The 26,687-nt window shown below is 66.0% G+C and carries 24 protein-coding genes; 13 read left to right on the top strand and 11 right to left on the bottom strand.

Translation table 11 applies throughout. The features are described from left to right. Positions 1–5: 5 nt before the first annotated feature. The 10 genes from aroE to mpl all read right to left on the bottom strand — a co-directional run bounded on the left by aroE (position 6) and on the right by mpl (position 14,397). Complete coding sequence (aroE, locus tag ASD71_RS13500) at positions 6–869, bottom strand: shikimate dehydrogenase (RefSeq protein ID WP_056564499.1); 864 nt, start codon at positions 867–869, stop codon at positions 6–8. Further along, positions 866–1,765 (bottom strand): TonB family protein, encoded by a 900-nt coding sequence (locus ASD71_RS13495; protein WP_156395206.1) that lies wholly within the window; start codon positions 1,763–1,765, stop codon positions 866–868. Before ASD71_RS13495 ends, aroE begins: the two co-directional genes overlap by 4 nt. An 81-nt stretch (positions 1,766–1,846) precedes the next feature. Next, positions 1,847–2,935: an ABC transporter ATP-binding protein gene (locus tag ASD71_RS13490; protein WP_056564495.1), complete on the bottom strand. Its 1,089-nt coding sequence runs from the start codon at positions 2,933–2,935 to the stop codon at positions 1,847–1,849. Further along, positions 2,928–4,706, bottom strand: a complete 1,779-nt coding sequence (locus ASD71_RS13485; protein ID WP_056564492.1) for an iron ABC transporter permease — start codon at positions 4,704–4,706, stop codon at positions 2,928–2,930. Before ASD71_RS13485 ends, ASD71_RS13490 begins: the two co-directional genes overlap by 8 nt. Positions 4,707–4,843: 137 nt before the next feature. After that, entirely contained in the window at positions 4,844–5,941 is a 1,098-nt protein-coding gene (locus ASD71_RS13480) for an ABC transporter substrate-binding protein (RefSeq protein WP_056564489.1), read from the bottom strand. 153 nt (positions 5,942–6,094) lie between these two features. Continuing rightward, positions 6,095–8,602, bottom strand: coding sequence for an extracellular solute-binding protein (locus tag ASD71_RS13475; RefSeq protein WP_056564486.1), 2,508 nt, complete (start codon positions 8,600–8,602; stop codon positions 6,095–6,097). Continuing rightward, complete coding sequence (locus tag ASD71_RS13470; RefSeq protein ID WP_056564482.1) at positions 8,589–9,260, bottom strand: response regulator transcription factor; 672 nt, start codon at positions 9,258–9,260, stop codon at positions 8,589–8,591. The genes ASD71_RS13475 and ASD71_RS13470 overlap by 14 nt, the downstream gene beginning before the upstream one ends. Positions 9,261–10,373: 1,113 nt before the next feature. Continuing rightward, positions 10,374–12,275, bottom strand: coding sequence for a ribonuclease catalytic domain-containing protein (locus ASD71_RS13465; protein ID WP_056564479.1), 1,902 nt, complete (start codon positions 12,273–12,275; stop codon positions 10,374–10,376). A 75-nt stretch (positions 12,276–12,350) separates the two neighbouring features. Next, positions 12,351–12,950, bottom strand: a complete 600-nt coding sequence (locus tag ASD71_RS13460; protein WP_056564476.1) for a YqiA/YcfP family alpha/beta fold hydrolase — start codon at positions 12,948–12,950, stop codon at positions 12,351–12,353. Between the two features lie 76 nt (positions 12,951–13,026). Then, positions 13,027–14,397 carry a UDP-N-acetylmuramate:L-alanyl-gamma-D-glutamyl-meso-diaminopimelate ligase gene (mpl, locus tag ASD71_RS13455; protein WP_056564473.1) on the bottom strand — a complete coding sequence of 457 codons (1,371 nt, stop codon included), beginning with the start codon at positions 14,395–14,397 and terminating at the stop codon, positions 13,027–13,029. Between the two features lie 97 nt (positions 14,398–14,494). On the opposite strand from mpl, the gene ASD71_RS13450 reads away from it, so the two are divergent. The 13 genes from ASD71_RS13450 (at position 14,495) to ASD71_RS13395 (ending at position 26,091) form a co-directional block, all read left to right on the top strand. After that, positions 14,495–15,028, top strand: a complete 534-nt coding sequence (locus ASD71_RS13450) for a TlpA disulfide reductase family protein (protein WP_056564470.1) — start codon at positions 14,495–14,497, stop codon at positions 15,026–15,028. A gap of 89 nt (positions 15,029–15,117) precedes the next feature. After that, the gene (gene aroQ / locus ASD71_RS13445) at positions 15,118–15,552 is read left to right on the top strand and encodes a type II 3-dehydroquinate dehydratase (protein ID WP_056564467.1); all 435 of its coding nucleotides are present in this window, start codon (positions 15,118–15,120) and stop codon (positions 15,550–15,552) included. An 88-nt stretch (positions 15,553–15,640) separates the two neighbouring features. Beyond that, positions 15,641–16,093: an acetyl-CoA carboxylase biotin carboxyl carrier protein gene (gene accB, locus ASD71_RS13440; RefSeq protein ID WP_056564464.1), complete on the top strand. Its 453-nt coding sequence runs from the start codon at positions 15,641–15,643 to the stop codon at positions 16,091–16,093. 9 nt (positions 16,094–16,102) lie between these two features. Next, entirely contained in the window at positions 16,103–17,449 is a 1,347-nt protein-coding gene (gene accC, locus ASD71_RS13435; RefSeq protein ID WP_056564461.1) for an acetyl-CoA carboxylase biotin carboxylase subunit, read from the top strand. Between the two features lie 110 nt (positions 17,450–17,559). Beyond that, the gene (gene prmA / locus ASD71_RS13430) at positions 17,560–18,489 is read left to right on the top strand and encodes a 50S ribosomal protein L11 methyltransferase (protein ID WP_056564458.1); all 930 of its coding nucleotides are present in this window, start codon (positions 17,560–17,562) and stop codon (positions 18,487–18,489) included. A gap of 24 nt (positions 18,490–18,513) precedes the next feature. Beyond that, positions 18,514–19,884: a DUF3426 domain-containing protein gene (locus ASD71_RS13425; RefSeq protein WP_056564455.1), complete on the top strand. Its 1,371-nt coding sequence runs from the start codon at positions 18,514–18,516 to the stop codon at positions 19,882–19,884. A 12-nt stretch (positions 19,885–19,896) separates the two neighbouring features. After that, entirely contained in the window at positions 19,897–20,838 is a 942-nt protein-coding gene (locus tag ASD71_RS13420; RefSeq protein WP_056564452.1) for a carbohydrate kinase family protein, read from the top strand. 206 nt (positions 20,839–21,044) lie between these two features. Further along, positions 21,045–21,548, top strand: a complete 504-nt coding sequence (locus ASD71_RS13415) for a glycine zipper 2TM domain-containing protein (RefSeq protein ID WP_056564450.1) — start codon at positions 21,045–21,047, stop codon at positions 21,546–21,548. Between the two features lie 368 nt (positions 21,549–21,916). Continuing rightward, on the top strand, positions 21,917–22,156 hold the full coding sequence (locus ASD71_RS13410; protein WP_008159625.1) for an acyl carrier protein: 240 nt from the start codon (positions 21,917–21,919) through the stop codon (positions 22,154–22,156). Then, positions 22,134–23,321 (top strand): D-alanyl-lipoteichoic acid biosynthesis protein DltD, encoded by a 1,188-nt coding sequence (locus ASD71_RS13405; RefSeq protein WP_056564447.1) that lies wholly within the window; start codon positions 22,134–22,136, stop codon positions 23,319–23,321. The genes ASD71_RS13410 and ASD71_RS13405 overlap by 23 nt, the downstream gene beginning before the upstream one ends. Beyond that, positions 23,318–23,491 carry a hypothetical protein gene (locus tag ASD71_RS28225; RefSeq protein ID WP_128829895.1) on the top strand — a complete coding sequence of 58 codons (174 nt, stop codon included), beginning with the start codon at positions 23,318–23,320 and terminating at the stop codon, positions 23,489–23,491. The genes ASD71_RS13405 and ASD71_RS28225 overlap by 4 nt, the downstream gene beginning before the upstream one ends. Positions 23,492–23,498: 7 nt before the next feature. Further along, positions 23,499–24,626, top strand: coding sequence for an MBOAT family O-acyltransferase (locus tag ASD71_RS13400; protein ID WP_056564443.1), 1,128 nt, complete (start codon positions 23,499–23,501; stop codon positions 24,624–24,626). Between the two features lie 16 nt (positions 24,627–24,642). After that, positions 24,643–26,091, top strand: coding sequence for a D-alanine--poly(phosphoribitol) ligase (locus ASD71_RS13395; protein WP_056564440.1), 1,449 nt, complete (start codon positions 24,643–24,645; stop codon positions 26,089–26,091). Positions 26,092–26,095: 4 nt separating this feature from the next. Here ASD71_RS13395 and ASD71_RS13390 read toward each other — a convergent pair whose 3' ends face one another. Then, positions 26,096–26,656, bottom strand: coding sequence for a YggT family protein (locus ASD71_RS13390; protein ID WP_056566878.1), 561 nt, complete (start codon positions 26,654–26,656; stop codon positions 26,096–26,098). Positions 26,657–26,687: the final 31 nt, after the last annotated feature.

The raw sequence follows: 26,687 nt of genomic DNA, 5'->3' as shown, positions 1-26,687 counted from the left end.
GCCGTTCAGCTTCCGGCTGCCAGCGCCTCGCGCAGCGCCGTCAGGACGGGCGCGGCATCGGGGCGCACGCCGTGCCAGATGAAAAAGCTCTCGGCGGCCTGGCCGACCAGCATGCCCAGCCCGTCTGCGGTCAGGGCTGCGCCGTCGGCGTCGGCCTGCCGCATGAAGGCGGTGGGCTGCGCGCCGTACATCATGTCGTAGGCGGCGGCGCCGTCGGCGTACAGGCCGGGCGGCAGATCGGGCGCGGCGTTCTGCAGGCCGCTGGCGGTGGCGTTGATGACCAGGTTCCAGCCGCCGGAGACGGCGGCGGTGGCCAGGGCGCCCGCGGTCACCTGGGTTTGCGGCGACACGCCGCTCGCGCCCCAGGCCGCGGCCAGTTCCTCGGCGCGGGCGGCGGTGCGGTTAACGATGTGAATACGGCTGCAGCCGGCCTCGGCCAGGGGCTGCAGGACGCCGCGCGCTGCGCCGCCGGCGCCGACCAGCAGCACGGCGGCGCCCGGCAGGCGCACGCCCAGGCGCAGCAGGTCATTGACCAGGCCCACGCCGTCGGTGTTGCAGCCGTGCCAGACGCCATCGCGCCAGGAAAGGGTATTTACCGCGCCTGCCAGCCGGGCGCGGTTCGACAGGCGGCCCGACGCCAGCGCATAGGCGTCAAGCTTGAAAGGCACCGTGACATTCAGGCCCAGACCGCCGTCCGCCACGAAGGCGGCGACGGCGTCGGCAAAGCCGTCCACCGGCGCAAGCAGGCGCTCGTAGCGCAGGGGCTTGCCGGTCTGCTGCGAAAACATGGCGTGGATCTGAGGCGAGCGGCTATGCGCGATGGGGTTGCCGATGACGGCGTAGCGGGCTTGAGGAATCGCCTCGGTCATGGGGCCTGTGTTTCCAGAGTGTCGTTGACGAAATGCCAGGTGCGGGTGATGACCAGCACGTCCGTATCGCGGGCGATATCGGGCGGGAAAGGGGGAAAGGGCGCGGCAAGCTGGACGATGCGGCGCGCCGCCTGGTTCAGGACCGCGTGCGGCGACGGCTGGTCGATCTCGACCTCGGCGATGCTGCCATCGGCGCGCACCGATACGGTGATGCGCAGCGACCCGTAAATGCGGCCGCGCGCCTCGTCGGGGTAATGCTGGGTGCCGACCGTCTCGATCCGGGTGCGCCAGGCATCCAGGTAGCCGGCGTAGCGGGACGCCTCGGCGGAGGGCGCGATGAACTGTTTACGCGGCTCGGCGCTGTACTGCTGGACCCGCGCCGCCAGCGCCGCCACCTGGGCGTTCTGGATGACGCTGGCCTGGTCCTGGGCGTCCTGGCCGACGTCGGCGCCGTCGGGCCACGGGTTGACCGCCTGGCGCTCGGGGCCGGCGTTGTGCGGCGAGCGCAACTGGGTCATGAGGCGGGCCTGTTCGGCCTCCAGTTGCACCTGGCGCTGGCGCATGGCTTCCAGGACGATGGTCTCGGCCGAGCTGCCGGTCTGGGGAAGCGGGGTGGTGGACACGCCGCGGTCGGCGTTGCCGCCGCCCGTCATCTGATTCTGCGCGACGGTGCGCGGGTTTTCCGGCGGCGTCTCGCTGCGGGCATTGAGCAGCACGACTTCCAGGCTGGTCACGGGCGGGCGCGTCTGCGTGGGCGCGCTGAAGCGCCACGCCAGCGCGCCGGCGTGCACCAACAGCGATATCGCGATGCCGATACGCAGGTAGTGCTGGGCGGGGGCGCCCAGCCACCAGAGGTAACGGCTCAGCATGGAGGGAGAATCAGCGCGTTGCACCAGCGCATTGTAAGGCGAGTCCACGCCCGCCGCGCGGTCCGTCCGAAGGCGGTATTCGCCCTCGGACGGAAGGCCTAGACCCCGTCAGGCGGAGGCCCGGGGGAAGATCCACACCTTGCTGGCAGGTAGCGCCAGGCGGCAGGGACCCGGTTCGCGGCCCTCGGGGCCATAGGCGCGCAGGGCGAGGCTGCGGGCGGGATCGGCGTCCGGCGTGCGGAACAGGTACTCCCAGCGGTCGCCCAGATACATGCTGGTCAGAAGCGGCATGTCGACGTGGTTGCCGTCCGGGTCATCGGCAAGACGCACCTGCTCCACGCGGATGACCGCGGTGGCGTCCTGTCCCGCGGCGACGCCCGCGCCGGCCTTGCCCCACAGCGACCAGCCAGCGCCTTTGATCCGAGCCTGTCCGTCGCGCAGCTCGGTGACCTTGCCGTCCAGCCGGTTGTTGCTGCCCATGAATTCCGCCGTGAACAGTGTGGACGGCGATCCGTACATCTCCTGCGGCGTGCCCTGCTGTTCGATCTTGCCGTTGTTCAGCAGCAGGATGCGGTCGGAGATTGCCATGGCTTCGCTTTGGTCATGCGTCACCATCAGCGCGGACAGGCCCAGGCGGATGATGAGTTCGCGCAGGAACGCGCGCGCCTCTTCGCGCAGCTTGGCATCCAGGTTGGACAGCGGTTCGTCCAGCAGGATGACGGGCGGGCTGTAGACCAGCGCGCGGCCGATGGCCACGCGCTGCTGCTGGCCGCCGGACAGCGCGTGCGGATGGCGCTGGCCCAGCTTGCCCAGCCCAAGCTGGTCCAGCACGGCCTGCACGCGTTCGCGGACCTCGGCGCCCGGCGTCTTGCGCAGCTTGAGCGGGTAGGCAACGTTCTCGAACACCGTCTTGTGCGGCCACAGCGCGTAAGACTGGAACACCAGCCCCAGGTTGCGTTCTTCGGCCGGGATCTCGGCGCGGGCCGCGCCGTCATAGACGACGTTCTCGCCGATGGTGATGCGGCCGCGCTTGGGGCCTTCCAGGCCGGCCACGGCGCGCAGCAGGGTGGTCTTGCCGCTGCCCGATGGGCCCAGCAAGGACACCACTTCGCCCTGGCGCAGCTGCATCGACACGCCCTTGAGCACCGGGTTGTCGCCGTAGTCCAGGTGCAGGTCTTCTACAGAAAGCTCAATCATGAAGTTTGACTCCGAATCGCAGGGCGATGCCCAGGCCGATCACGACCAGAACGATATTGATGAAGGAAAGCGCGGCCACGATGTCGATGGCGCCGGAGGCCCACAAGGACACCAGCATGGACCCGATGGTCTCGGTGCCGGGCGACAGCAGATAGACGCCGGTGGAGTATTCGCGCTCGAAGATCAGGAACATCAGCAGCCACGAGCCGATCAGGCCGTACTTGGCCAGCGGCACCGTGACGTGGCGGGTGACCTGGCCGCGGCGCGCGCCGGCGGTGCGGGCGGCTTCTTCCAGTTCGGGCCCCACTTGCAGCAGGGTCGACGAGATCAGGCGCAGGCCGTATGCCATCCACACCACCGTGTAGGCAAGCCACACACTGAAGATGGTGCTGCGCAGGGCGCGCAGCCATTCGACGAAGTTCTCGCGCAGCCATTCCGCGAAGGGTAGGGCAGACAGCCAGCCGTTCTCGTCCACGTCCAGCGCGTTGTCCAGCCACATCGGCACGAACAGGAACACCCACAGGAACGCCAGGCCGGCCAGCAGGCCCGGCACCGCACGCGGCACGAGCACGCTGTAGTCCATGAAGCGCGTGACGTTGTCTGGCTTGCGATGCATCGCAAGGCCCACGAACATGTAGCACATCACCGCCAGCGCGCCGCCGAAGACGCCGATGGCGACGGAGTTGACGATGGCGCGCATCAGGTTCGGCTGCGAGAACACGGTACGGAAGGCGTCGAGCGACAGCACGTCAAAGAGCGAGACGCCCAGGCCCCAGTTGGACACGAACGCGCGCAGCAGCACGCCGGTCAGCGGCACGATAATGGTGACGAACAGCCAGAACGCCACCACCGCGCCGGCCACCCAGCGCCATTTGCCCAGCGGCAGCGGCCGCGCACGCGAGGCCTTGCCCTTGACGGTGACGAAGCGGTTGGCGGTGCGCATCAGGCGGCGCTGCAGCATCACCAGCGGAATGGTCATGCAGATCAGCACCACGGCCACGGCGGCCATCAGGTGATAGGACGGAATGCCCAGCTTGTTGGTCAGCTTGTACAGATACGTGGCCAGCACGAGGTTGCCTTCCGGATCGCCCAGCACCAGCACCAGGCCGAAGACCTCCAGGCCCAGGAAGAAGAGCAGCACGGTGGCGTACAGCATGGCGGGACGCACCATGGGCAGGCTGACGGACACCATCACGCGCAGCGGCGAAGCGCCGGCCACGCGGGCGGCTTCTTCGACGTCGGAGCCCATGCTGCGCAGCGCCGACGAGATGTACAGATAGGCGTGCGGCACGTGCGTGAGGCCCGCGATGATGACGATGCTGGTCAGCGAATAGACGTTCCAGGGCACGAAGCCCAGGATGTTCTGCACCCAGGTCGAGAAGAAGCCGACCGGACCGGCCGCGACCACGTAGCCAAAGCCCAGCACCATGGGCGACACGAACACCGGCACCAGGATCAGCGGCTCGATCCAGCGGCGGCCCGGCAGGTCGGTGCGGATCATCAGGAACGCCAGCATGCCGCCCAGCGGGATGGCGATGGCAGCCAGCCCGAATGCGAGGATGAAGCCGCTGCGTAGCGCCTTGTAGAAATCGGGATCCGCGAAGATGAAGCGGAACGCGTCCAGGCTCCAGGCCTTGGACGGGGAAAAGAACGGCGCCGAGAGAAAACTCTGGATGATGATGAACGACAGCGGCACGTAGATGGCGAGCGCCGTGATCAGCACCACCACGCCGCGTGGCAGGGACTGCCATTTTCTGCGCAATGACTGCATGGGAAATCCTGTGGTCGGAAATGACGCGTTGGCCGCGCCGCCGGGGACGACGGCCCCGGGGCAGGGTCAGGCGGACGGCGTGCCGTCCGCTGCGTTGGCGGCGGCTCCAGGCATGGATGCCGCCCGGAGCCCGGGCATCACTTGCCCGCTGCCGCCCGCCATTGCTTGATGAATTCCAGGCGCTTGTTCTGCTCCAGGTAGTCCAGCAGCGTTTCATTGACCGGAATCGGCTTGAGCGAGGCGCCCAGCTTCTTGGTCATGCCGTCCACGTCGTTGTCGCCTTCGATGTCATCGCGCACGGAAGCCAGATCAGCCTGGTTGGCCATGATCTCCTGGCCCTTCTGCGACAGCAGGTAGTCCATCCACAGCTTGGCGGCGTTGCGGTTCTTGGCCTTCTTGCTGATGAACGCGACGCGCGAGAGCACCAGCGCGTAGTCGGTGGGGTAGGCCACGCCCAGCGACGGATCGTTCTTGGCGCGCGTCTCGGCGTAAGAGCCCAGGATGTTGTAGCCGATCAGGTTTTCGCCCGAGGACACGCGTTCCATCATGGTGCCGGTAGACGACTGCACGATCAGCCCGCCCTTGGCGATGTCCTTGAGGGTCTCGAAGTACTTGGGATCGTTGGCCTTGTCCTGCACCGCCAGCATGAACCCGACCGCGGACTTCTCGATGTCGTAGGTGGTGACCTTGTTCTTGAACTTGTCGGGCTGGCTGGCGATCAGCTTGGCCAGCGCGCCGTGCGTGGTGGGCACTTCGTTGGCGGGAATGAGGCGCTTGTTGTAGATGAAGACGGCCGGCTCGTACGTCGTGCCGTAGGCCGAGTCCTTCCAGACGGCCCAGGCCGGCAGCTTGCCGGCTTCGGGCGACTGGTACTTGAGCGCGTAGTCGGTGGCCAGCTTCAAGGCCGAATCCATCGACGAGCTCCAAACGATGTCGCCGCTGCCGCCGCCCGCCGCCTGTTCGCTGATGTAGCGGTTGTAGAGCTCGGTGCTGTTCATGTCGTTGTATTCGACCTTGACGCCCGGATACAGGGCTTCGAAGCCCTTGATGATGGGACCGGCGGCCTTGGTGTCGGTGGTCGAATAGATGACGACCTTGCCTTCCTTCTTGGCGCCGTCCAGGATCTTCTGGTAGTCGGCCGGATAGCCTGCGGGCACTGCCTGCGCAAATGCGCTGCCGGTGGCGATGGCGAATGCGGCGGCGCAGGCGGCCGCCAGTTTGGACTTGGCAAGCATGGATGTTGTCTCCGATTGATTTGGCTTGTTGCGGGCTCTGGGGCCCGCGTGCAGCCATCTTAGGAGTGCGCGTCTGTCGTCGTCCTGTCATGGCGGCCGCGGACGGCTAGGGGAAATCCCTGGGCCGCGGCGGCGCCATGCATGGGGTTGCCGTTACGGCCGCTGCGGCGTATCGGTGACGAGCCGGATCCAGTTCTGCACGAACCGCGAATGGCGGCGCTGGTCCAGGCCGACCAGCAGCGCCGGACTCAACACCACCGGCTGCACGATGCCCTGTGACCGCGCCAGCACTGCTTCGGAGGTCCAGCGCCCCGGCGTGTCTTCCATGATGGAACCCAGCGCGGCATGGCTGGACGCGACCTGCTGCCCGGCGGGCGACAGCAGCCAGTCCACCAGCGCGCGGCCCAGGTCCGGATTGGGGGCGGTGCGCGCGATCAGCACCGATCGCGCCAGCACGAGCACGTAGTCCTGCGGAAACACCACGCCGATGGGCCGGCCCGCGGCCTGGCGCGACAGGGCGTACGAGCCGAGGATGTTGTAGCCGATGTCCAGTTCGTCGCGCTCTATGGCGTCCAGGATCTCGGCGCTGGTGGCCGCCAGCCGAACGCCGGCCTGGCCCATGGCGTTGGCCAGCCCCCAGAAGTTGGACGAGACCAGTTCATCCTGTTCGGCCAGCAGATAACCCAGGCTGCTGGCAGCGATGTCGTAGGTGCCGATCCGCCCGCGCAGGCGCAACGGATCCTGTTCCAGCAGGCGTAGCAGATCCTGGCGCGAACGCGGCACGGCTGCTTCAGCAAAGCGCTTGGGGTTGTAGACGATGACGGCGGGCTCGAACGTGAAGCCGTAGACCTCGTGCCGCCATATTGCCCACGACGGCAGCCGCGCGGCGTAGGGGGAGGTGTAGCTTTGTGCGTAGCCGTCGTTGGCAAGCCGGATCTGCAGGTCGGATGCCGAACTCATCAGCACGTCCACATCCTGCAGACGCCCTTCGATGGCGGCCTCGTAGAGCTCGCGGCTGCCCATCTCGCGGTAGACGACGCTGACGTCGGGGCGATGGGACTGGAAGCCCTGGATGAGCGGCGCGACGACGGGCGTGTCGGTCGGGCCGGCGATGGTGAGGACGCGGGAGGAGGGTTGGGGGGCGGGGTAGCGGGTGACGACTTCGGGGATCGGAGCGGCGCGCGTCTCGGCGCCGGCCGCCCGCACGTCGGCCGATGGCGCGGCCAGCAGCAGGCATGCCGCGCAGAGCGTGGCCGCGGCGGTGGCCAGCGCGCGCCCGGCTCCAGCGCGCGCCAAGGGCAGCACGACGCGAGCCGTCAGGCCGCCGCCCGGCCGGTCCAACAGCCACAGCGAGCCGCCATGAGCCACGGCCACCGACCGCACGATCGCCAGCCCCAATCCGGACCCGGGCAGGGATTCCCCCGCACGGCCGCGCGAGAACCGCTGCTGCACGGATTCCTTCTCATCGTCGGCCACGCCGGGCCCGCGGTCCGAGACGGTGAGCGCGACGCGATAGCCGGCGATCGGCGTGGCCTGAATCTCAACCGGCCCTTCAGGCGCGTAGCGCAGGGCGTTGTCCACCAGGTTTCGCAACATCTCGCGCAGCGCGACACGATCCCCCGCGATGCGCGCGCGGCGCACCTCTGGCGCGATGGCGATGCGCAGCCGCTGTGCATCCAAAGGCCCGATGCGCCGCCGCGTTTCGTTGACGGTCTCGGCCACACCGACAAGCGCGCGGGCGCCCTTGCCCATGCGATGGGTGATGGTGGCGTCCATCAGCAGCTGGTTGATGAGCTGGCTGGCGTGCGTGGCGTTCAGGTGGATGCGTTCAAGCCGCGCGTGCAATCGCTGCGGATCGGTCTCGTCCAGCGCAACCTCGGCCTGCGCGCGCAGCGATGCCAGCGGTGTGCGAACCTGGTGCGCAGCGTCGGCCACCAGCGTATTGAGGCTGTTCATGGTCCCGGACAGGCGCTGCATGAAGCCATTGAGCGCTTCAATGAGCCGCCGCACCTCACGCGGCACGGGCTTGGATAGCGGCTCCAGATCATCCGGCGCCCGCCGGCGCAGTTCGCGTTCGACGACGGCCAACGGCGCAAAGGCGCGCTGCACGCCAAACCACAAGAGACCCAGTGCAACCAGCGATACGGCAAGCAGTGGCAACACACTGCGCTGCAAAATTTCACCCGCCAACGCCTCACGCGACCCCAGCGTCTCGGCGACGCGCAACGTGACCCAGCCGGCATGCTGGCTGGCCGACACCAGGCGGCCGACGGTCGCGACACGAATGGGTTCGTCGTGATACCGCAAATACGTGAAGACGGGCGTGGCGGACTGCGCGAGGGGCAGCCCGGGGGCAAGGTCGCCATAACCGGTGATGAGCCTGCCGTTGGAGGTGCGCGCTTCGTAGAACACACGCTCGCCGCCGGACAGCATGGCCAGCGACGATACGGGCGGCTCAACGGTGACTTCGTTGTCTTCGATCTGAACTGATCCGGCGATGGTCAACGCGGAGGCCGCGAGCAAGCGGTCAAATGCCTGCTCCGCGGCACGCTGGGCATAGCCGCGCAGGAAGAACACCAGCCCGATGAGCGCGCACGCAAGCAACACGGCGCCCAGCGTGAAGACGCGTTGCCGGATGGAAAAGCTTTCAGGGATTTTCATGGCTGCGGGCCTGATACCCGACGCCCCGCACGGTGACGATGTCGACGGACGCGCCGGCCAGCTTCTTGCGCAGCCGCGAGATAAGCAACTCAAGCGCGTTGAGCGAGCCGTCGTCCAGATCGAAGATCTGATTCATGAGGCGTTCCTTGGCGACGGTCTGCCCAAGCTTTCCGACCAGAATCTCAAGCAACCGGAATTCACGCCGGCCCAGCTCCAGCGGCGCACCCGCGAGTTCAACATGCCGGTTGGCCAAATCCAGACTGAGATTGCCGTATTGAGCAACACTGGTGGTCTGCCCCGCAGGCCGCCGCAACAGCGCCCGCAACCGTGCTTCGAGTTCGCGCAGGTCAAAGGGTTTGACGAGGTAATCATCGGCGCCAAGATCCAGCATGTCGATCTTGTCCTCGATTTCGGCGCGCGCGGTCATGACAAGCACGGGCGCGTCGAGCCCAGCGGCACGCAACTCACGGATAAGCGTGAAGCCATCCTTGCCGGGCAGGTTGATGTCCAACACAAGCGCATCCCAGGTCTCATCGAGCGCCCACCGCGACGCCTGCACGCCGTCATGCACCCACTGCACGCTATGACCCGCCGAACGCAGCTTGCTCTCAACGGCATCGCCAAGATCGAGATTGTCCTCGACCAGCAGAATGCGCATGTCTTCTCCTCCTGTTGTGTTTTTTATCGGGAGTTTAACGGGGAGATGGTTAGCGTTGCGTTGGGGATTCTCGTTTGAGTTGTCCGACTTAGACGCGTGGCGCTTCTTGGCGACTATCGTTCTTGAGGCGTCCGGCTCGGTGGCGGGTTCGGTTCTTAAGGCGTCCGGTGCGGTGGCGACCCGGGGCGCGCGGGGCCACGATTGCGGTCCGGAGCCTTCGCTCCGGACTCCCCCTTCGTCATCTTCGTCCGCCTTCGGCTCCCTTCAGATTCCCTCGGGCTTATCGACGCCCCGCGCACCCCGGGCCGCCACCGCACCGGACTCGATCAGTAGAAATCTTCAGGACGCTGGGACGGACAGCGTGCTTGGCATTTTTGCGCAGAGTATTTCGTGCCAGAAGCATCTTGCGATGCCCGTCCCCGTTCGGCCGCGCGGGCGGCCTCCGGAGACTTACGCGGCGTCTTGCGTTGTGGTGATGACGCTTCGCGAGTAGGTAGCGGTTGGGTGTCTGACACCCGCATAGACGGGCTACAGGCTTGAAGGGTGATTCCAGGGTGTCAGACACCCATCTTGGCGAAGGTGCTTGTTTTTTGCCGGGTGTCTGACACCTTCGTGCGAGCACGGCTCGCCGCTAATCGGCACTTGAACTCAAGTGCCCGATGGGCGGCGCGTGCGGGTCGGCAAGTTGTGGCGGACCGTCACCGCGCTGCCCATCACCGCCCCACTCACCGTGACGGCGGCCATAAGCAAACCAGCCACCGCCAGCGCGAAGCGCACCCGCCACGACGACCCACCGACCCGATGCCGGGTTGCCGCCGCCCGGGCGGCAGCAACTCGGCGGCTCCGCAGATCTCCTACCCTGACCACAGGTCTTGTAGCGCCTCATACCAAAGACCCTAGCAGCACGGCGTCGTGGTCACCGGGGAGGCGAGCGCCGTCGATGCGCCCGAGGGAATCTGAAGGGAGCCGAAGGCGGACGAAGATGACGAAGGGGGAGTCCGGAGCGAGGGCTCCGGACCGCAATCGTGGGCGCTCGCCTCCCCGGTGACCGCGGCGTCGGGCGACCTACGAAGAACGGAACAACGCGACCGACGAAGATCTGAAGAAAGCGGCCTACGAAGCCGCAGACTCCCCCTTAACCTCGCCCACAAACCGACAATCCAACTCCAGAGACAACTCATCCATCCCCAGAATATCCACCTCAACAGCCGTCCCCCGCTCAAACTCCGGCATCCCGCCCACCCGAGTCACCAACGGCGCATTCGCAAACCGCACCAGATCATCCCGCAGCACATGCGCCACCGTCCGCGTCACGCCGTTCTGCTTCAGCCAGCGTAGGCACCAGTAGCGTTCCATTGCGCTCTGGAACTCGGCCCAGGCGGCGTATTGCGCGTCGAAGGCGCCGATGATGGCGAACAGGTCCGCGTCTCGCGGCTTGAAGGGGGCGATCAGGCGGGCCGAGACGCCGTGTTCCACCGCGGCGATCAGTTGCCACTGGTTTACCAGGTCGACATAGCGGCGCAGCGGCGACGTGCTCCACGCATATTGCGGGACGCCGATGGCCTCGTGCGGCAGCGCTTGCGTGCTCATGCGCACGCGGCCGGCCTGTTGCGAGCGGTAGATGCCCGGCACGCCGTGCTGGTTCAGCAGGCCGCCCCACAGGTTGTTGGCAAGAATCATGTACTCGGCCACCATGCGGTCCAGCGGCGCGTTGCGCTGGCGCGGGACCAGGCGGACAGGGGTGTCCGGATCGTCAGGATTGCCGTCCAGGTAGAAGCTGTATTCCACCCGCGAATTGTTTTCCGGCTTGCCGCGCACGTTTTCGCGTTGCGCGGACAGGGCCTGGGCCAGCTTCCAGAGCGGGCGCAGCCAGTGGCCATAGGGCAGGTCGGCATCCGGGTCGGACAGGCTGGCCTCGGTGACCTGGCTGTCCAGCATGTTGTGGCGCAGGTTTTCGCGCACGACGATGCGTTCCAGCCGGGTTTCCGATTCGATGACCTCACCGGTTTCCGGATTGGCGATGACGTACAGCGACAGCGCGGGCACTTCGCGGCCGGCGTCCAGCGAGAACGCCTGGATGACGCTGTCCGGCTGCATCGGGATCTTGTCGCCGGGCATGTAGACGGTGGACAGGCGGGCACGGGCCAGCTTGTCGAGCTCGCTGTCACGGGTGACGGACAGGCCGGGGGCGGCGACGTGGACGCCGACGCGCACGCGGCCGTCAGGCAGCGTGGAGACGGAGAGCGCGTCGTCAATTTCCGTGGTGGTGACATCGTCCACGGAATAGATCTCGGCGTCGGCCAGTGGCAGTTCGCGGTCGATGGGCGGCAGTTCCACGTCGGGGAAAGCGAGTCCGCGCGGGAAGTTGACGGCCAGGAAGCGGCGCTTGTGCAGGGCGAGCGCGTGCGGCCAGGCGCCCAGTTCGAGCAGCAGGCGGTCAGGCGTCTTGCCCAGTTTGGCGCACGCGGCGTCCAGGGCCTTCCATTGCTGCGAGTTCTTGTCCGGGCGGATCAGGAGCGATTCGGCGGCTTGCGCAATGGGTTCGGGCAGGCGGCCCGCGGCCATTTCGTCGACCCATTCCTGCTGCTGTTCGGCCTGGCGCTGCTTCTTTTCCAGCGCGGCCAGCGCGGCGGCCAGGATGTCAGGCGGAGCAGGGCGGTAGCGGCCCTTGCCGCGGCGGTGGAAGTACGCCGGTGCGCCATGCAGCCGCATCAGCAGCGCGGCTTGTTCGACGGGCGTGGGGGCGTGGCCGAAATAGTCGGCGGCCAGGGCGGGGGAGTCGAACTCCTCTTGCGGCGCGCATTCCCACAGGAACTGCAGGTCCAGCGTCTCGGCCGTGGCGGCCGCCTGGGTCATCAGGGCAGCCGGATCCGGCGAAGCGAAGTTGAACAGGGTATTGGCGCGCTTGATTTTGCTGCGCTTGCCCGACTCCGACTCCACCTGCAGGCTGGCGTCGGTCTCGGACAGGATATTGCCGGCCTTGAAGCTGCCGTCATCTTCGTAAAACACATACATGGTGGGGATCGTCCTGGGCGGCGGCCTCGCGCCGCCTTGCGCAGCTTGGTGGGTGTTGAAAGTCGATATTGATTATCAGGCGCGTACCGGCTTGCCGCCTAGGGCGAATTCAAGCACTTCCGGCATCCATTGCGCGAAATCGGATAGGCCGTGGTCGCTGCCTTGCACGATACGCTGGCGGCAGCCGGCGTATCGGTCGCGCATCTCGCGCCAGTCCAGCACTTCGTCGCCGGTCGCCGCCACCAGGAAATACCGGTCGGGCTGCGTGATGCGCGGTGCATGGATGGCCGCCAGTTCGTCCACATATTCGGGCAAAAAAACGAACGGCGCGCCGGAATGATACATGTGGTGCTCGCCGACCTGGGTGGCAAGGTCGCGTGCGGCGTGGACGGCGGGGTTCAGCAGTACGGCCTTGCAGCCCAGCTGCTCGGCGATCCAGGTGGCGTAGAAACCGCCCAGCGAGGAGCCGATCACGGTCAGTTCGCGCGGTGAACCGGTGTCCGCCAGTTGGCCGCGCGCCATGCCCAGCGCCAGGTCGATGGCCTCGCGCGGGCTGGCGGGCAATTGCGGGCAGGCCCACGCATCCATCAGGCCATGGGCGGCCATGGCGTCCGCCATCATGCGGGCTTTGAAGGAGTCGGGCGACGATCGGAAACCGTGTAGATAGAGGATCATTGCTTGCTGTTTCCGTCTGCGTTGCGGGAGGCGGCCGGTTGAAGGCTCAAACGCCGGGCGGGCCAGGCGGGCGGAATCAGCCGCGCGCCTGCAGCGCATCCAGCAGCTTGCCATGGATGCCGCCGAAGCCGCCATTGCTCATGACCAGCACCTGGTCGCCAGGGCGGGCGGCGCCGGCGACGGCTTCCACCAGCGCGCCGATGTCATCGTAACTGGAAGCCCGGCCGCCCAAGGGCGCCAGGACCTCGGCGGGGTTCCAGCCCAGCGCGTGCTTGCCTTCGCTGGCGCCAAAGCAGAACACCAGATCGGCATCGGCCAGCGCCGCGGGCAGCCGTGCCGCCATGGTGCCCAGTTTCATGGTGTTGGAGCGCGGCTCCAGCACGGCCAGGATGCGCGCGGCGCCCACTTGGCGGCGCAGGCCTTCCAGCGTGGTGGCGATGGCGGTGGGGTGGTGCGCGAAATCGTCGTAGACCTTGATGCCGTTGACCGTGCCGCGCAATTCCATGCGGCGCTTGACGCCGCCGAAGCGGGTAAGAGCGTCGATGCCCTGTTCGACCGGTACGCCGACGTGTTCAGCGGCGGCCAGAGCGGCCAACGCGTTCATGCGGTTATGTTCCCCCGTCAGCGACCAGCGGACCGTGCCAACGCGCACCCCGGCGCGCGTGACCTCGAACGCGCCATCAGTATCCGGCGGCGAAGCCTGCCACTGCCCATCGGGACCGAACGTGACGGTATCAGACCAGCATCCGCGCGCAATCACGCGATCCAGCGCATCCGATTGCGTGGGGCGGACGATGCGGCCCGAACCAGGGATCGTGCGGACCAGATGGTGGAACTGCGTTTCGATCGCCGCCAGATCGGGGAAGATGTCGGCGTGATCGTATTCCAGGTTGTTCAGGATGGCCGTGCGGGGACGATAGTGGACGAACTTTGAGCGCTTGTCGAAGAACGCCGTGTCGTATTCGTCCGCCTCGATGACGAAGGGGCGGCGCGCCGGGTCGTAGCGGGCGGACACGTGCAGATCCTGCGCCACGCCGCCGATCAGGAAATTCGGAGCCATGCCTGCGGCTTCCAGCACCCAGGCCAACATCGAGCTGGTGGTGGTCTTGCCGTGCGTGCCGGCAACGGCCAGCACGTGCGCGCCGGGCAGGATGTTGTCGCCCAGCCATTGCGGCCCGGACACGTAGCGCGCGCCAGATTCCAGAATGGCTTCCATCAGCGGATTGCCGCGGCTGACCACGTTGCCGATGACATACAGGTCCGGCTTCAGCGCCAGCTGCTCGGCGCCAAAGCCCTCGATCAGTTCGATACCCTGTTCGGAAAGCTGGGTGCTCATCGGCGGGTACACGCCCGCGTCGCAACCCGTGACTTTATGCCCGGCTGCGCGCGCGATCAGCGCGAGCCCGCCCATGAAGGTGCCGCAGATGCCAAGAATGTGCAGATGCATTGATAAATCTCCTGCCCAGCATTGTATATATAGCGGCCCCGCAAGCCCGCGCCCCGCGCCTGCGGCGTAAAACGGCCGCAACGGTTATCATCGCGCCATGAATCGACGCCTACTTCTTTCCGCCGCCGTGGCGGTGGCCACGACTGTCGCGGGCGGCTACACGCTGATGGGGCGCAAGCCCAAGAACGACGCCGCGCCGGCCGACGCGGGCGACCCGGTCGCGGAACTCATGCGGATGCAGCTTCCGGACCTGAACGGCGCCTCGCACTCGCTGGCCGGCTGGAAGGGCCAGCCCATCGTGGTCAATTTTTGGGCAACGTGGTGTGCGCCGTGCGTCAAGGAAATGCCCGCGCTGGACGCCTTGCAGAAAAAATACCCGCAAGTGCGCTTTGTCGGCATCGGCGTTGATTCCGCCGCCAACATGCAGAAGTTTGTCGAGAAAGTACAGGTTTCGTACCCGTTGTGGGTAATCGGCGCCGGTGCCATCGATACGCTGCGCAAACTGGGCAACCCCAGTGGCGGGCTGCCTTTTACTATCGTTTTCAATGCAGATGGCAGCATTAACCGGAAGATATTGGGCGAAGTCCAGCCCGACGACCTGGATCGCACGCTTGCGGGTTTAAAGGCATAAGTCTGTTGGACAAATAGTAGGAATTGGCGTAAAAAGCTGGTTTATCGGCTGTTTTGCCAACAATTGGCAATCCACTTATTGGCACGCGCATGGCGCAAAACATACTGGTATTGCATGGCCCGAATCTGAACCTGCTTGGCACCCGGGAACCTCATATCTACGGCAGTCTTACGCTTGCCCAGATCAATGAGCGTCTCGAGTTGCTCGCGGGCGAATTGGGCGCCACGCTGTCTGCGTGGCAAAGCAATCACGAAGGTGCGCTGGTTGACCGCATTCAGGCGGCCCGGCAGGACGGCACGGACTTCATCATCATCAACGCAGCGGCATATACGCACACCAGCGTCGCAATTCGCGACGCGCTGGCCGGGGTCGCGATCCCATTTATTGAAGTACATTTGTCCAATCTGTATAAGCGAGAGCCGTTCAGGCATCACTCTTATCTGTCCGACTTGGCGCAAGGCCTGATCAGCGGCCTGGGCGCGGACGGCTACGAGGCGGCGCTGCGTTACGCAGTGCGGCACTGATCTCGCATCAAATCAACGCTTTTACATCTTATACGGCGCGAACCCCGACGCTGGGACGACGCCGACACTATCTCGGGAAGCAGCTTCTATGGATCTTCGAAAACTCAAAACCCTGATCGACCTGGTGGCTGAATCGGGCATCGCCGAGCTGGAAATCACCGAAGGCGAAGGCAAGGTCAGAATCGTCAAGTTCTCGCAGACGCTGCAGCCGGTGGCCTACCACCAGCCCGAAGCCGGCGTGCCCGCAGCGCCCGTGGCTGCCGCCGCGCCTGCTGCACCGGCCGCGCCCGCCGCCCCGGTCATTCAGGGCCATGTCGTGAAGGCTCCGATGGTCGGCACGTTCTACCGCTCGCCGAACCCGGGCGCCGCCCCGTTCATCGACGTGGGCGCCACCGTCAAGGAAGGCGACCCGCTGTGCATCATTGAAGCCATGAAGCTGCTCAATGAAATCGAAGCCGACAAGTCGGGCGTCATCAAAGAAATCCTGGTCGAAAACGGTGAGCCCGTCGAGTACGGTCAACCCCTCTTCGTCATTGGCTGATAGCTGAACATGTTCGAAAAAATCCTGATCGCCAATCGGGGCGAAATCGCCCTGCGCATTCAGCGCGCCTGCCGCGAGCTGGGCATCAAGACCGTCGTCGTGCACTCCGAGGCCGACCGCGAAGCCAAGTACGTTCGCCTTGCCGATGAATCCGTGTGCATCGGGCCCGCGCCGTCGCGTGAAAGCTACCTGAACATGCCGGCCATCATCTCGGCCGCCGAAGTCACGGATTCCGAGGCAATCCACCCGGGTTACGGGTTCTTGTCCGAAAATGCCGACTTCGCCGATCGCGTCGAGAAGAGCGGTTTCGTGTTCATCGGTCCGCGTCCGGACACGATCCGCCTGATGGGCGACAAGGTCAGCGCCAAGCGCGCCATGATCGAAGCCGGCGTGCCGGTGGTGCCGGGCTCCGAGGGCGCGTTGCCCGACGATCCCCAGGAGATCCTGCGCACTGCCCGCGAAGTCGGCTATCCGGTCATCATCAAGGCCGCGGGCGGCGGCGGTGGCCGCGGCATGCGCGTGGTGTACACCGAGGCCGCGCTGCTCAATGCCGTCACGATGACGCGTTCCGAAGCAGGCGCCGCGTTCAACAACCCGGAAGTCTATATGGAGAAGTTCCTCGAGAACCCGCGCCATATCGAAATCCAGGTGCTGGCCGACGGCGGCCGCAACGCGGTCTGGCTGGGTGAACGCGACTGCTCCATGCAGCGCCGCCACCAGAAAGTCATCGAGGAAGCGCCGGCCCCCGGCGTTGCCCGCCGCCTGATCGAGCGCATTGGCGACCGCTGCGCCGACGCCTGCCGCAAGATGGGCTATCGCGGCGCCGGCACGTTCGAGTTCCTGTATGAAAACGGCGAGTTCTATTTCATTGAAATGAACACCCGCATCCAGGTGGAACACCCGGTCACCGAGCTGATCACCGGCATCGATCTGGTGCAGCAGCAGATCCTGGTTGCCGCTGGAGAAAAGTTCACGCTGCGCCAGCGCGACATCACGTTCAAAGGCCACGCGATCGAATGCCGCATCAATGCGGAAGATCCGTTCCGTTTCGTGCCCAGCCCCGGCCGCATCACCAACTGGCACACGCCGGGCGGTCCTGGCGTGCGTATCGACTCGCACGCGTTCAATGGCTACTTCGTGCCGCCCAACTACGATTCGATGATCGCCAAGGTCATCACGTACGGCGACACGCGGGACCAGGCGCTGGCCCGCATGCGCATCGCGCTCTCGGAAATGGTGGTGGAAGGTATTTCCACCAACATCCCGCTGCACCGCGAAATGCTGCAGGATGCCCGCTTCATCGAAGGCGGCACCAGCATCCACTATCTGGAACACAAGTTGGCGCAGCGTCCCTGACCGACTTTGGGGCCTCACGGCCCCTTTTGCGTTTTACCTTGTTGATGTTTTAAGGTTGATCGGGCCGCGGCGCATGCCGCGGCCCGTTGACCAGATGGAAGAGAAAAATCATGCGTGAACTCGTGCTCCATTGCTCGGAGGCGCAGGCCGAAGCGTTGTCGGATGCCTTGCTTGAAGCCGGCGTGCTGTCGGTCTCCGTCGAAGACGCCGACTTCGGCACCGAAGTCGAACGCCCGTTGTTCGGCGAGCCGGGCACCGAGCCCGATGTGCAGGCATGGGACCGCAATCTTGTCGTCGCCTTGCTTCCCGACGGCGCCGATCCCGCGCAGATCATGGAAGAAGCCGGCCAAACCGGGGAGCTCGATGCATCGGTGTTCGACGGGTGGAGCCTGCGCGATGTGCCGGACGCCGACTGGGTGCGCCTGACGCAATCTCAGTTTGGCCCGATCCACATCGCCGAACGCCTCTGGATCGTGCCGAGCTGGCACCGCGACAATCCCGATGTGCCCGGCCTGGATACGGCCGTGCCCGATCAGGACGGCGCCATCCATATCGAACTGGACCCGGGCCTGGCCTTTGGCACCGGCAGCCACCCCACGACGCACCTGTGCCTGGCATGGCTCGAAGCCGAGTTGCCTGCTGGTGCGACCCTGCTGGACTACGGATGCGGATCCGGCATTCTGGCCATCGCCGCGCGCAAGCTCGGCGCCGGCCCGACCAAGGCGGTCGATATCGACGCGCAGGCGGTGCAAAGCACGGTGTTCAACGCCGAGGTCAACAAGGTCGAGCTGCAGGCCATGCTGCCCGACGGACTGGCGGACGGCACATTCGAAGTCGTGGTCGCCAACATCCTGTCCAATCCCCTGAAAGTGCTGGCCCCCATGCTGGCCGGCCGCGTTGCCGCGGGCGGTCACCTTGTGTTGTCGGGCGTGCTGGAACGCCAGGCCGAGGAAGTCGCGGCCGCCTATGCGCCGTGGCTCGCCATGTCGGTCTGGCGCGCGCGTGACGGCTGGGTCTGCCTGCACGGCCGCAAGCCCTGAGCCGCGGCAGCAGGAGCACGCCTCATGGCTCTGACTACCCGCTGCCCGCAGTGCGGCACTTCGTTCAAGGTGGTGCCTGACCAGCTTCGGGTCCGCAATGGGCTGGTGCGTTGCGGCGCCTGCTCGACCGTTTTCGATGGCCGCGCGTGCCTGGTGTCCGCGCCGGGTGCGCCCGTCGCGGCCGCCGTGCCGGCCACGGCGCCGCTGCCATCGTCCGCCGCAGCGATCGCGGCGCCCGTGCTGTCCGCACCCGAGCCGCATCCGCCCGCCGCCCCGATTCCCGAACCCGCCTTCACGCCGGTGCCCGCGGCCCCCGCCGCGCCGGTCGAACCGCGCGTGGTCCTGCCCTGGGAAGACGAACCCGTGGCGCCGCCCGCGGCGACGACGCCTCCGATTCCGCCAGCCGTGCTGCGCGGCCGCGACGATATCCGCAAGCGTGCCGAGCCCGAAACGGCGGTCCCGGACGACCACGCCGAATACGATCACGCGGAAGACATCGACGCCGACGATGACGGCGAGCCGTTCCTGCGCGAGCCCGAGCCGCCCCGGGCCGTGCCCGCGCGGCCGGCCCCCGCGTTTCGTAACGAACCCATCATCGCCAGCCGGTCCGACGAGCCGGCGCTGGACTGGGGCGCCGGAAGTTCGCGCAATGACATGCGCAGCGACGCGCGCATCGACCCGCGCAACACGCCGCGCCATGACGTGGACGATGACTTCCACGACGACCTGCGCGACGACGTACGCGACATTGAGCGCGACGACGAATACGAGGACGAAGACGACCTGGAACGCGGCGCTCATGAGCCGGTGCTGGGGGACACGCGCACGCGTTACTCCAGCGCCACCGACGTGGGCCGCGCGCCACCGGAGTTCCTGGACCAGGATCGCATCGAGCGCAGCGGCTTCTTGCGCAAGCTGTGGGGCTACGCGTGCCTGGCCGGCCTGATCGTGCTGGCCCTGCAACTGCTCTACGCCTACCGGACCGAGATCGCCAATTCCGTGCCGGCGCTGCGTCCGGTCCTGGAGGCCGCCTGCAGGCCGCTGGACTGCACGGTCGGCTATGCGCGCCGCCGCGACCTCATCAGCATTTCGTCGTCGTCGCTGCAGCCGCCGGCAGGCGCCGCCGCCATCGACGACGGCCGCACGCGCCTCGTGCTGACCGTGATGCTGCACAACCGCTACGACAAGCCGCAGCATTGGCCGGCGCTGGTGCTTGAGCTGAACGACCTGTCGGACACGGTGGTCGTGCGCAAGGTGCTGATGCCCGAGAATTACCTCACCCCCGAGCAACTGCGCGGACCGTTCGGTCCCCAGGGCGCGTTGAAGATTTCAGTCCCCATTGAAGTGACCGGCGTTCAGGTCAATGGCTACCAACTCGACAAGTTTTTTCCGTGAAGGATGACAAGCATGGCAACTCCTGTTCTGGTCTGCGGTTCGATGGCATTCGACACCATCGCGGTGTTCGAAGGTCGCTTCAAGGAGCACATTCTTGCCGACCGCATTCAGTCGCTGAGCGTGTCGTTCCTGGTGCCCAGCATGCGCAAGGAATATGGCGGTTGCTCGGGCAATATTGCCTACAACATGAACCTGCTGGGCGGCACGCCGGTGCCGGTGGCCACCATCGGCGAAGACGCTGGTGAGTACATGCAGCGCCTGTCGGGCCTGGGCATCGACGTCAGCCGCGTCAAGGTCATTCCCGACACGTTCACCGCGCAGTGTTTCATCACGACCGACCTGGACGACAACCAGATCACCGCCTTCCACCCGGGCGCCATGTCGTTCGCCGCGCAAAATGACCTGAGCGACGCCGACGCCGCCTGGGCCATCGTTGCCCCGGACGCGAAAGAGGGCATGTTTGCCCACGCCGAACGCCTGCACAAGCGCGGCATCCCCTTCATCTTCGACCTGGGCCAGGCCATGCCGCTGTTTGACGGCGCCGACCTCGAGCGCATGCTCAAGCTGGCGCAGGCCCTCACGGTCAATGACTATGAAGCCGGCGTGGTCGAACAGCGCACGGGCCGCAGCGTTGCGGACATCGCGCGCACCCTGCAGGCCGTGGTCGTGACCCGCGGCGCCGAAGGCGCGACGCTGCACACCGAAGGCAAGACCATCCAGATCGAACCGGTGCGAGCGTCGCAGGTGGTCGATCCGACCGGTTGCGGCGACGCGCAGCGCGGCGGCCTGCTGTACGGCCTGACCAGCGGCTGGAACTGGGAAGATAGCTGCCGCCTGGGCAACGTCATGGGCGCCATCAAGATCGCTTCGCGCGGCCCGCAGAACCATGTGCCGACGCGCGCCGAGATCGACGCCGTCCTGCATGCCACGTACGGCATCCACCTGCCCGTCTGATTAGCAAGGACTTCCCGGGAACCGCTGCCCCGCGCACAGGTCGAATATCGGCGCATATTCAATGGCAACGGGCTGTAGCCCGTTGTTTCGCGTCCCGAGTTTGCAGCTTCTGGCGGAGCGTTTCAGTCTGTTGCGGGTGCGCTTGCCGGGCGTTGCGGGCGGAGTATCATCAGTCACCGTCGGTCGTGCCCGAATGAGGAGTCCAAATGAATCATATAAAGTCTATTTCCCTGGTGACGCCGCGTACCGGCCGCTGGCTGGCTGTCGCGGCGGTGGTGACGTCGATGGCAGTGCTTGGCGGTTGCGCAAATCGCAGTGCCTCCAGCTCCGTCTATACCTACGATCAAGCGCAGCGTGAACAGATCGTCCGCACCGGAACGGTCACCAGCGTACGTCCGATCGTCATTCAGGACGACAAGTCCAGCGGTGTCGGCATGGTGGCCGGCGGTGCGTTGGGCGGTGTGGCCGGTAACGCGATCGGTGGCGGCACGGGCCGCGCCATCGCCACGGTTGGCGGCGCCATCCTCGGCGCCCTTGCCGGCAACGCCGTTGAAAACCGCGCGCAGACAAGCTCTGGCCTGGAGGTCACAGTGCGTCTGGACAACGGCGAGACGCGCGTGGTTGCCCAGGCCGCGGACGTGGCCCTCAGCGTGGGCCAGCGCGTCCAGGTGATCAGCGGCGCCGGTCCGACCCGCGTCACGCCGATGTAATCGGTTCGCCCGCCTAGAAAAGCCCGCGCAAGCGGGCTTTTTTTCGCGCCGCGACATCGCACCGCCAGATCGAACGTAAGAATATGTCGCTCGCCCGCAACGCGGCCCCCCGGGATTTACCCGCGAACGTTACCTTTCCGAGCCTTTTCTCGCCATTTCCTCCATAAGTTTCATGGCGATTCCACGGCCGAAGTGCAATGATTGCGACGGCGCGGCAGTCTGGATTTAATGTAACCACGTGCTTCCGGAAGCCCCGCTTGCTGGCTGGAATTTTTCAGTTTGGTTTCAGCTATTTTCTGTATCCTCGTCGCCTGAATCCCGGGGCGGGGGATGGTTTGCCGAACAGGCAACGTTACGCTGCAATACCTATGCATACCGAGCAAGAACTCCACACCAAGATCGGCGAGATCGTCGAGTCGATCGTCATGAAGAAAGTCACTCCCGACACACAACTGATTGCCACTGGCCTGGTCGATTCGCTCGCTGCCGTGGACATCACGCTGGCGGTCGAGTCCGAGTACGGCTGCAGCATCCCGGCTCCCGAAATCGCAGAGCACCTTCAGTCGGTCCGCGTGCTTGCCGGCTATGTCGCTGCCCATACTTCGTAATACCCGGTTCCTGTCGCACGTCGCTGCGGCAGCGACGGCGGTGGCGTTGGCGGTAGGGGCTTATTGCGGGGCGGACGATCTGCTTAGCCGCGTCGTCAATCCATCGTCATCGCCCTCGGCCATCGCGGCCGACAAGAGCAACTACCTGCCCAACCTCGGGCCGGACTGGGGCACCCAGCACGTCAACCTGAACCGTCTGGGCAATGCCCTGAGCGACGGCACGCTGGTGGTGCTGGGCTCGTCCGAATTGTCCAGCCACGACCTGCGCTTCGTTCCCTACCGATTCTTTCCCGAAGAGCTGAAGGTGCCAACGCTCGCCTACGGCCACGCGATGTTCCAGTCGTATGGCATCGTCAGCGTGCTGGAATCGGTGTCGGATTCGCTCACGCCCAACACGCGGCTGGTCATCATGCTGTCGCCGGCCTGGTTCGCCTCGGGCGGGCAGTTGCCGCGCAGCGCGTTTGCCGAGCACGTCACGGGGCCGGTCTGGGACCGGTTGTGGGACCAGCCCAGCACGCGCGAGCAGATGCAGAACTGGATCAGCGACAACGCGAACTGGGGCTTGCTATGGCTCATCGCCAACGGCCAGGTGTCCGAGCTGAAGGACAAGCTGGCGCTGTGGTGGCATGCGCGCCAGGCGCCGGCGCCCGACAAGCCGCGCAGCAAGTTGTCCGTGCCTGCGCACCGCTTCGTGTCCTGGCCGGCGTCGGCCAGGCTCAATTCGGGGCAGTGGTCCCGGATCACGCACGAGGCGCGCGAAGTCGAGCGCAACCTGGGCGGCAACAACCCCTATGACGTGCGCGACGACTACTACAAGCAGTACCTCGCGCCGCTGTATTCGCCCGCGCGCAATGAATTCGCCGACATCGATCCGATCACCCGCACCGAACTGGGCGACCTCTCGCGAGTGATGGCGCTGCTGCAAAAGCGCAAGGTCAAGGCGTACTTCGTCATCCAGCCGTTCAACCCCAAGCTCATCCTGGACGTCGAACGCTTCGATCCGGTGGTGGACGCCATCACCGGCATGTGCACGCGCTATCAGATGGGGTGCCTGGATCTCTACAGCATTCCCTTTGAGCCGGGCATGCTGCGCGACGACATGCACCTGGCCGAACTCGGCTGGGCCATGGCCGATCAAGGCATTGCGGAGTATTTTTCCCGATGAAATTCTTTCGTAAAGACGAAGCCCGCAATGCGGGCGCGCCCTGGGCGCGCCGCTTCTTCTGGCACTTGTGCCTGTATGTAGGCGTGATCCTCGTGTTCGTGCTGCAGGCGCAGCCCACGACCGGCAGCGGCGGACCGATCAAGGTCGAATTCCAATACCAGCAGTTCTGAGCGCACCATGGAACTCTTCGCAAGCTTGAGCTTCTTCGGCGGCGCCCTGTTTGGCGGCCTCGGCCTCGTCGCCTACCGGTCGTCCGGCATGCCGCTGCGCATCGGCTATCGCCACGTCATCGGCGTCATCTGTCTGGGCGTCTGGATGGCGGTGTTCTGGGCGCGGCCCTATCAGCCCATTGCGCTCTTCGCCATCTCTGGCACCGCGCTCTGGGCCATGCGCCGCAACTACATCCCGACCTGGCTGGCGGTGATCATCACGATGACGCCTTTGCTGCTGGTCAAGACCGGCGTATCGCACCTGGGCGCCATGCTCGGATTGTCCTTCGCCACCTTCCGCGCCATCGATGTCCTGCTGTTCGCGCCCCGCAACGAGCGCGTCTCGCCGCTGGATTACTTCATCTACCTGTTCTTCCCGCTGACGCTGCTGGCCGGTCCCATGTACCGCTGGCGCGCCTTTCAGGCCGACCTGAAGCGCGGCTACGAAGGGGTCGATCTGAACACCTGGTTGACCGGGCTGGAACTCATCATGGTGGGCGTGATCCAGAAGTTCGGCCTGGCCGAGCTCATCTGGCGCTACGGTCTGGCCACGCTGGATGCGCACGATTATTCGTTCACGGGCGTGGCGCTGAATGCCTCGCTCTACAGCGCCTACCTGTTCTTCGACTTTGCCGGCTACTCGACGATGGCGATCGGCATCGGCATGCTGTTCGGTTTCACGCTGCCGATCAACTTCCGCAATCCGCTGGCCACGCTGAACCCTCAGGATTTCTGGCGGCGCTGGCACATCAGCCTGTCCGAATGGCTGCGCGACGTCGTGTTCATGCCAATCTACAAGGCGTTGAGCAAGACCCGCTTCTTCGGACGCCACCGGCTTGCGGCGCAGAACATCGGCATCTTCGCGACCCTGCTGGCGATGGGCGTGTGGAACGGCCTGTCGCTGCACTACATCGTCAGCGGCCTGATGTTCGGCGCGTATTCGGTGGGCCACAACCTGCTGATCAACGCCGCGCGCACGCGGCCCGGCTTGCAGGCGTTTCTGGCCAAGCCCGTCTTGCGCTTTCTCGGGCGCGTGCTCACCCTGATTCTGGCCGCGCTGGCGCTGTACGTGTTCAGCGGCCGCAGTCCCATCTGACGCCGGGAGCTTCGGCATGCGTTTCGACTTGAAGTCCTTCCAGTTCGTCGACGACGAACGCGCGCCCGACGCGCTGGCCATCGCCGCCGCCGACCGCAGCCTGACCTGGGCGCAGTTGCGCACCGAGGCGCAGGCCTGGGCCGATGCCGCCCGCCAGCACGGAGTGGCGCCCGACGTCCCGGTAGCCATCTACGGGCACAAGGAAGCCGCGTTCTTCGTCGCCATGGTCGGCGCGCTGCTCATCGGCGCGCCGTTCGTGCCGGTGGATACCATCTATCCTTCGGAGCGCCTGCGCCGCATCGTGGAGATCGTGCGCGCGGCCGCCGTCTTCGACGCCGCGGCCGGCACGTTTACGGCGGGCGAGGGCGAAGTGCTGCAAGAGCGCGGCCTGGCCTACGTAATGTTCACGTCGGGCAGCACAGGCGATCCCAAGGGCGTGCAGATCGGCCGCGAAAGCGTCGGCCTGCTCGGCGACTGGATGCTCGGCAGCTTTGGTTTGGGTGACGCGCCCGTCTTCATGAATCAGGCGCCGTTCAGTTTCGACCTGTCCATGTACGAGGTCTTCGCCACGCTGGCGTCCGGCGGCAGTTGCGTGCTCAACGCGCGCGAACAGATCGCCGCGCCCGGCCCGTGGATGGAACGGCTGGCCGGCCACTGCATCACGGCGTGGGTGTCCACGCCTTCGTTCGCCCATCAGCAACTGGCCAACCGCGACTTCTCGCCCGCCACGCTGCCGACGCTGCGCACATTCCTCTTCTGCGGCGAGCCTCTGCCGGCAGCGCTGGCCAAGAAGCTGCGCCAGCGCTTTCCCGACGCATCCATCCTGAACACCTACGGCCCGACCGAGGCCACGGTGGCCACCACCTGGATCGAAGTCACCGATGCCGTGCTGGCGGCGCACGACCCCTTGCCGGTCGGACATGCCAAGCCGGATAGTGTGCTGCTGGTGGACGAGGGCGAGATCTGCATCGTGGGCGACCACGTGATGCGCGGCTATCTGAACCGCGCCGACCTGAACGCCGCCAAGCTCTACACCTACGACGACGGCCGCCGCGCGTTCCGCACGGGCGACCTGGGCCTGATGGAAGCGGGCGGGCTGCTGTTCTGCCGGGGCCGCATGGATGACCAGATCAAGCTCAACGGCTATCGCATTGAGCTGGCCGAGATCGACGAGGCCCTGCATGGCCTGCCGGACGTCGAGGCAAGCGCCTGCGCGGTGCTGCGGCGTCCCGACGGCACCGCGGTGCGGCTCATCGGCTTCGTGACGGGGGCAAAGGCGGCGACGCAGGAAGCGTCGCTGCTGGCGCCGGATGCATTGTCCGGCTGGAAGGAGCGGCTGGCCGAGCGCCTGCCGCCGTACATGGTGCCGTCAGAGCTGGTTGCCTGTCCGGCGCTGCCCATGTCGAACAATCACAAGATCGACCGGAAGAAGCTGATCGAAATCTACAGCGCCATTCCGGTCTAGCTGATTACACGCCCATCATGCCGTAGCTCAGGCGAGCCAGGACCATCAACAGGATCTGCGCCGCCACCAGCAGAATCAGCGGCGAGAAGTCGATCGAGGTGCGCGGCAGGATGCGGCGGATGGGATCGAGCAGCGGCGCGGTCAGCGACTGCAGCAGCGGCATCATGGGCGCCATGGGGTTGACCCAGGACAGCACCGCCTGGATCAGCGTCAGCCAGACCACCAGGTTCAGTGCCCACTTCGCGGTCATGATGAGCGCCGAGCCCATGGCGGCGGGCAGCAGCGCGGCGGGGATCAGCGCGCCGATAGCCACCAGCCACAGCAGCACCAGATAGACCAGGGCCGACAGCCATGCGCACACCAGGCTGGTCCAATCGATCTTGTTGCCCGCGGGAATGATCTTGCGCAGCGGCATCACCAGCCAGTTGGTGGCCCCGTAGATCGCGCGCGCCAGCGGGTTGAAGGGATGCAGCCGTATCGCGTGCATCCAGGCGCGGGCAATCAGTGCCGCGCCAAACAGCGTGAACACGATTTCGAGAAGGAAGCGGAAGATTTCACCGAGCATGGACGCGATCACCCCAAAAAAGAGGAATCAA

Origin of the sequence: Achromobacter sp. Root565, assembly GCF_001427425.1 — a bacterium.
GTDB classification, from domain to species: Bacteria; Pseudomonadota; Gammaproteobacteria; order Burkholderiales; family Burkholderiaceae_B; genus Achromobacter; species Achromobacter spanius_D.
The sequence above is the reverse complement of the archived record's forward strand: the minus strand, read 5'-3'. Positions and strand labels throughout refer to the sequence as shown.

Bases quoted from the DNA above. Each gene is read 5' to 3' on its own strand.
- aroE (WP_056564499.1), bottom strand. From the start codon at position 869: ATGACCGAGGCGATTCCTCAAGCCCGCTACGCCGTCATCGGCAACCCC.
- ASD71_RS13490 (WP_056564495.1), bottom strand. From the start codon at position 2,935: ATGATTGAGCTTTCTGTAGAAGACCTGCACCTGGACTACGGCGACAAC.
- ASD71_RS13485 (WP_056564492.1), bottom strand. From the start codon at position 4,706: ATGCAGTCATTGCGCAGAAAATGGCAGTCCCTGCCACGCGGCGTGGTG.
- ASD71_RS13480 (WP_056564489.1), bottom strand. From the start codon at position 5,941: ATGCTTGCCAAGTCCAAACTGGCGGCCGCCTGCGCCGCCGCATTCGCC.
- ASD71_RS13475 (WP_056564486.1), bottom strand. From the start codon at position 8,602: ATGAAAATCCCTGAAAGCTTTTCCATCCGGCAACGCGTCTTCACGCTG.
- ASD71_RS13470 (WP_056564482.1), bottom strand. From the start codon at position 9,260: ATGCGCATTCTGCTGGTCGAGGACAATCTCGATCTTGGCGATGCCGTT.
- ASD71_RS13465 (WP_056564479.1), bottom strand. From the start codon at position 12,275: ATGTATGTGTTTTACGAAGATGACGGCAGCTTCAAGGCCGGCAATATC.
- ASD71_RS13460 (WP_056564476.1), bottom strand. From the start codon at position 12,950: ATGATCCTCTATCTACACGGTTTCCGATCGTCGCCCGACTCCTTCAAA.
- mpl (WP_056564473.1), bottom strand. From the start codon at position 14,397: ATGCATCTGCACATTCTTGGCATCTGCGGCACCTTCATGGGCGGGCTC.
- ASD71_RS13450 (WP_056564470.1), top strand. From the start codon at position 14,495: ATGAATCGACGCCTACTTCTTTCCGCCGCCGTGGCGGTGGCCACGACT.
- aroQ (WP_056564467.1), top strand. From the start codon at position 15,118: ATGGCGCAAAACATACTGGTATTGCATGGCCCGAATCTGAACCTGCTT.
- accB (WP_056564464.1), top strand. From the start codon at position 15,641: ATGGATCTTCGAAAACTCAAAACCCTGATCGACCTGGTGGCTGAATCG.
- accC (WP_056564461.1), top strand. From the start codon at position 16,103: ATGTTCGAAAAAATCCTGATCGCCAATCGGGGCGAAATCGCCCTGCGC.
- prmA (WP_056564458.1), top strand. From the start codon at position 17,560: ATGCGTGAACTCGTGCTCCATTGCTCGGAGGCGCAGGCCGAAGCGTTG.
- ASD71_RS13425 (WP_056564455.1), top strand. From the start codon at position 18,514: ATGGCTCTGACTACCCGCTGCCCGCAGTGCGGCACTTCGTTCAAGGTG.
- ASD71_RS13420 (WP_056564452.1), top strand. From the start codon at position 19,897: ATGGCAACTCCTGTTCTGGTCTGCGGTTCGATGGCATTCGACACCATC.
- ASD71_RS13415 (WP_056564450.1), top strand. From the start codon at position 21,045: ATGAATCATATAAAGTCTATTTCCCTGGTGACGCCGCGTACCGGCCGC.
- ASD71_RS13410 (WP_008159625.1), top strand. From the start codon at position 21,917: ATGCATACCGAGCAAGAACTCCACACCAAGATCGGCGAGATCGTCGAG.
- ASD71_RS13405 (WP_056564447.1), top strand. From the start codon at position 22,134: ATGTCGCTGCCCATACTTCGTAATACCCGGTTCCTGTCGCACGTCGCT.
- ASD71_RS28225 (WP_128829895.1), top strand. From the start codon at position 23,318: ATGAAATTCTTTCGTAAAGACGAAGCCCGCAATGCGGGCGCGCCCTGG.
- ASD71_RS13400 (WP_056564443.1), top strand. From the start codon at position 23,499: ATGGAACTCTTCGCAAGCTTGAGCTTCTTCGGCGGCGCCCTGTTTGGC.
- ASD71_RS13395 (WP_056564440.1), top strand. From the start codon at position 24,643: ATGCGTTTCGACTTGAAGTCCTTCCAGTTCGTCGACGACGAACGCGCG.
- ASD71_RS13390 (WP_056566878.1), bottom strand. From the start codon at position 26,656: ATGCTCGGTGAAATCTTCCGCTTCCTTCTCGAAATCGTGTTCACGCTG.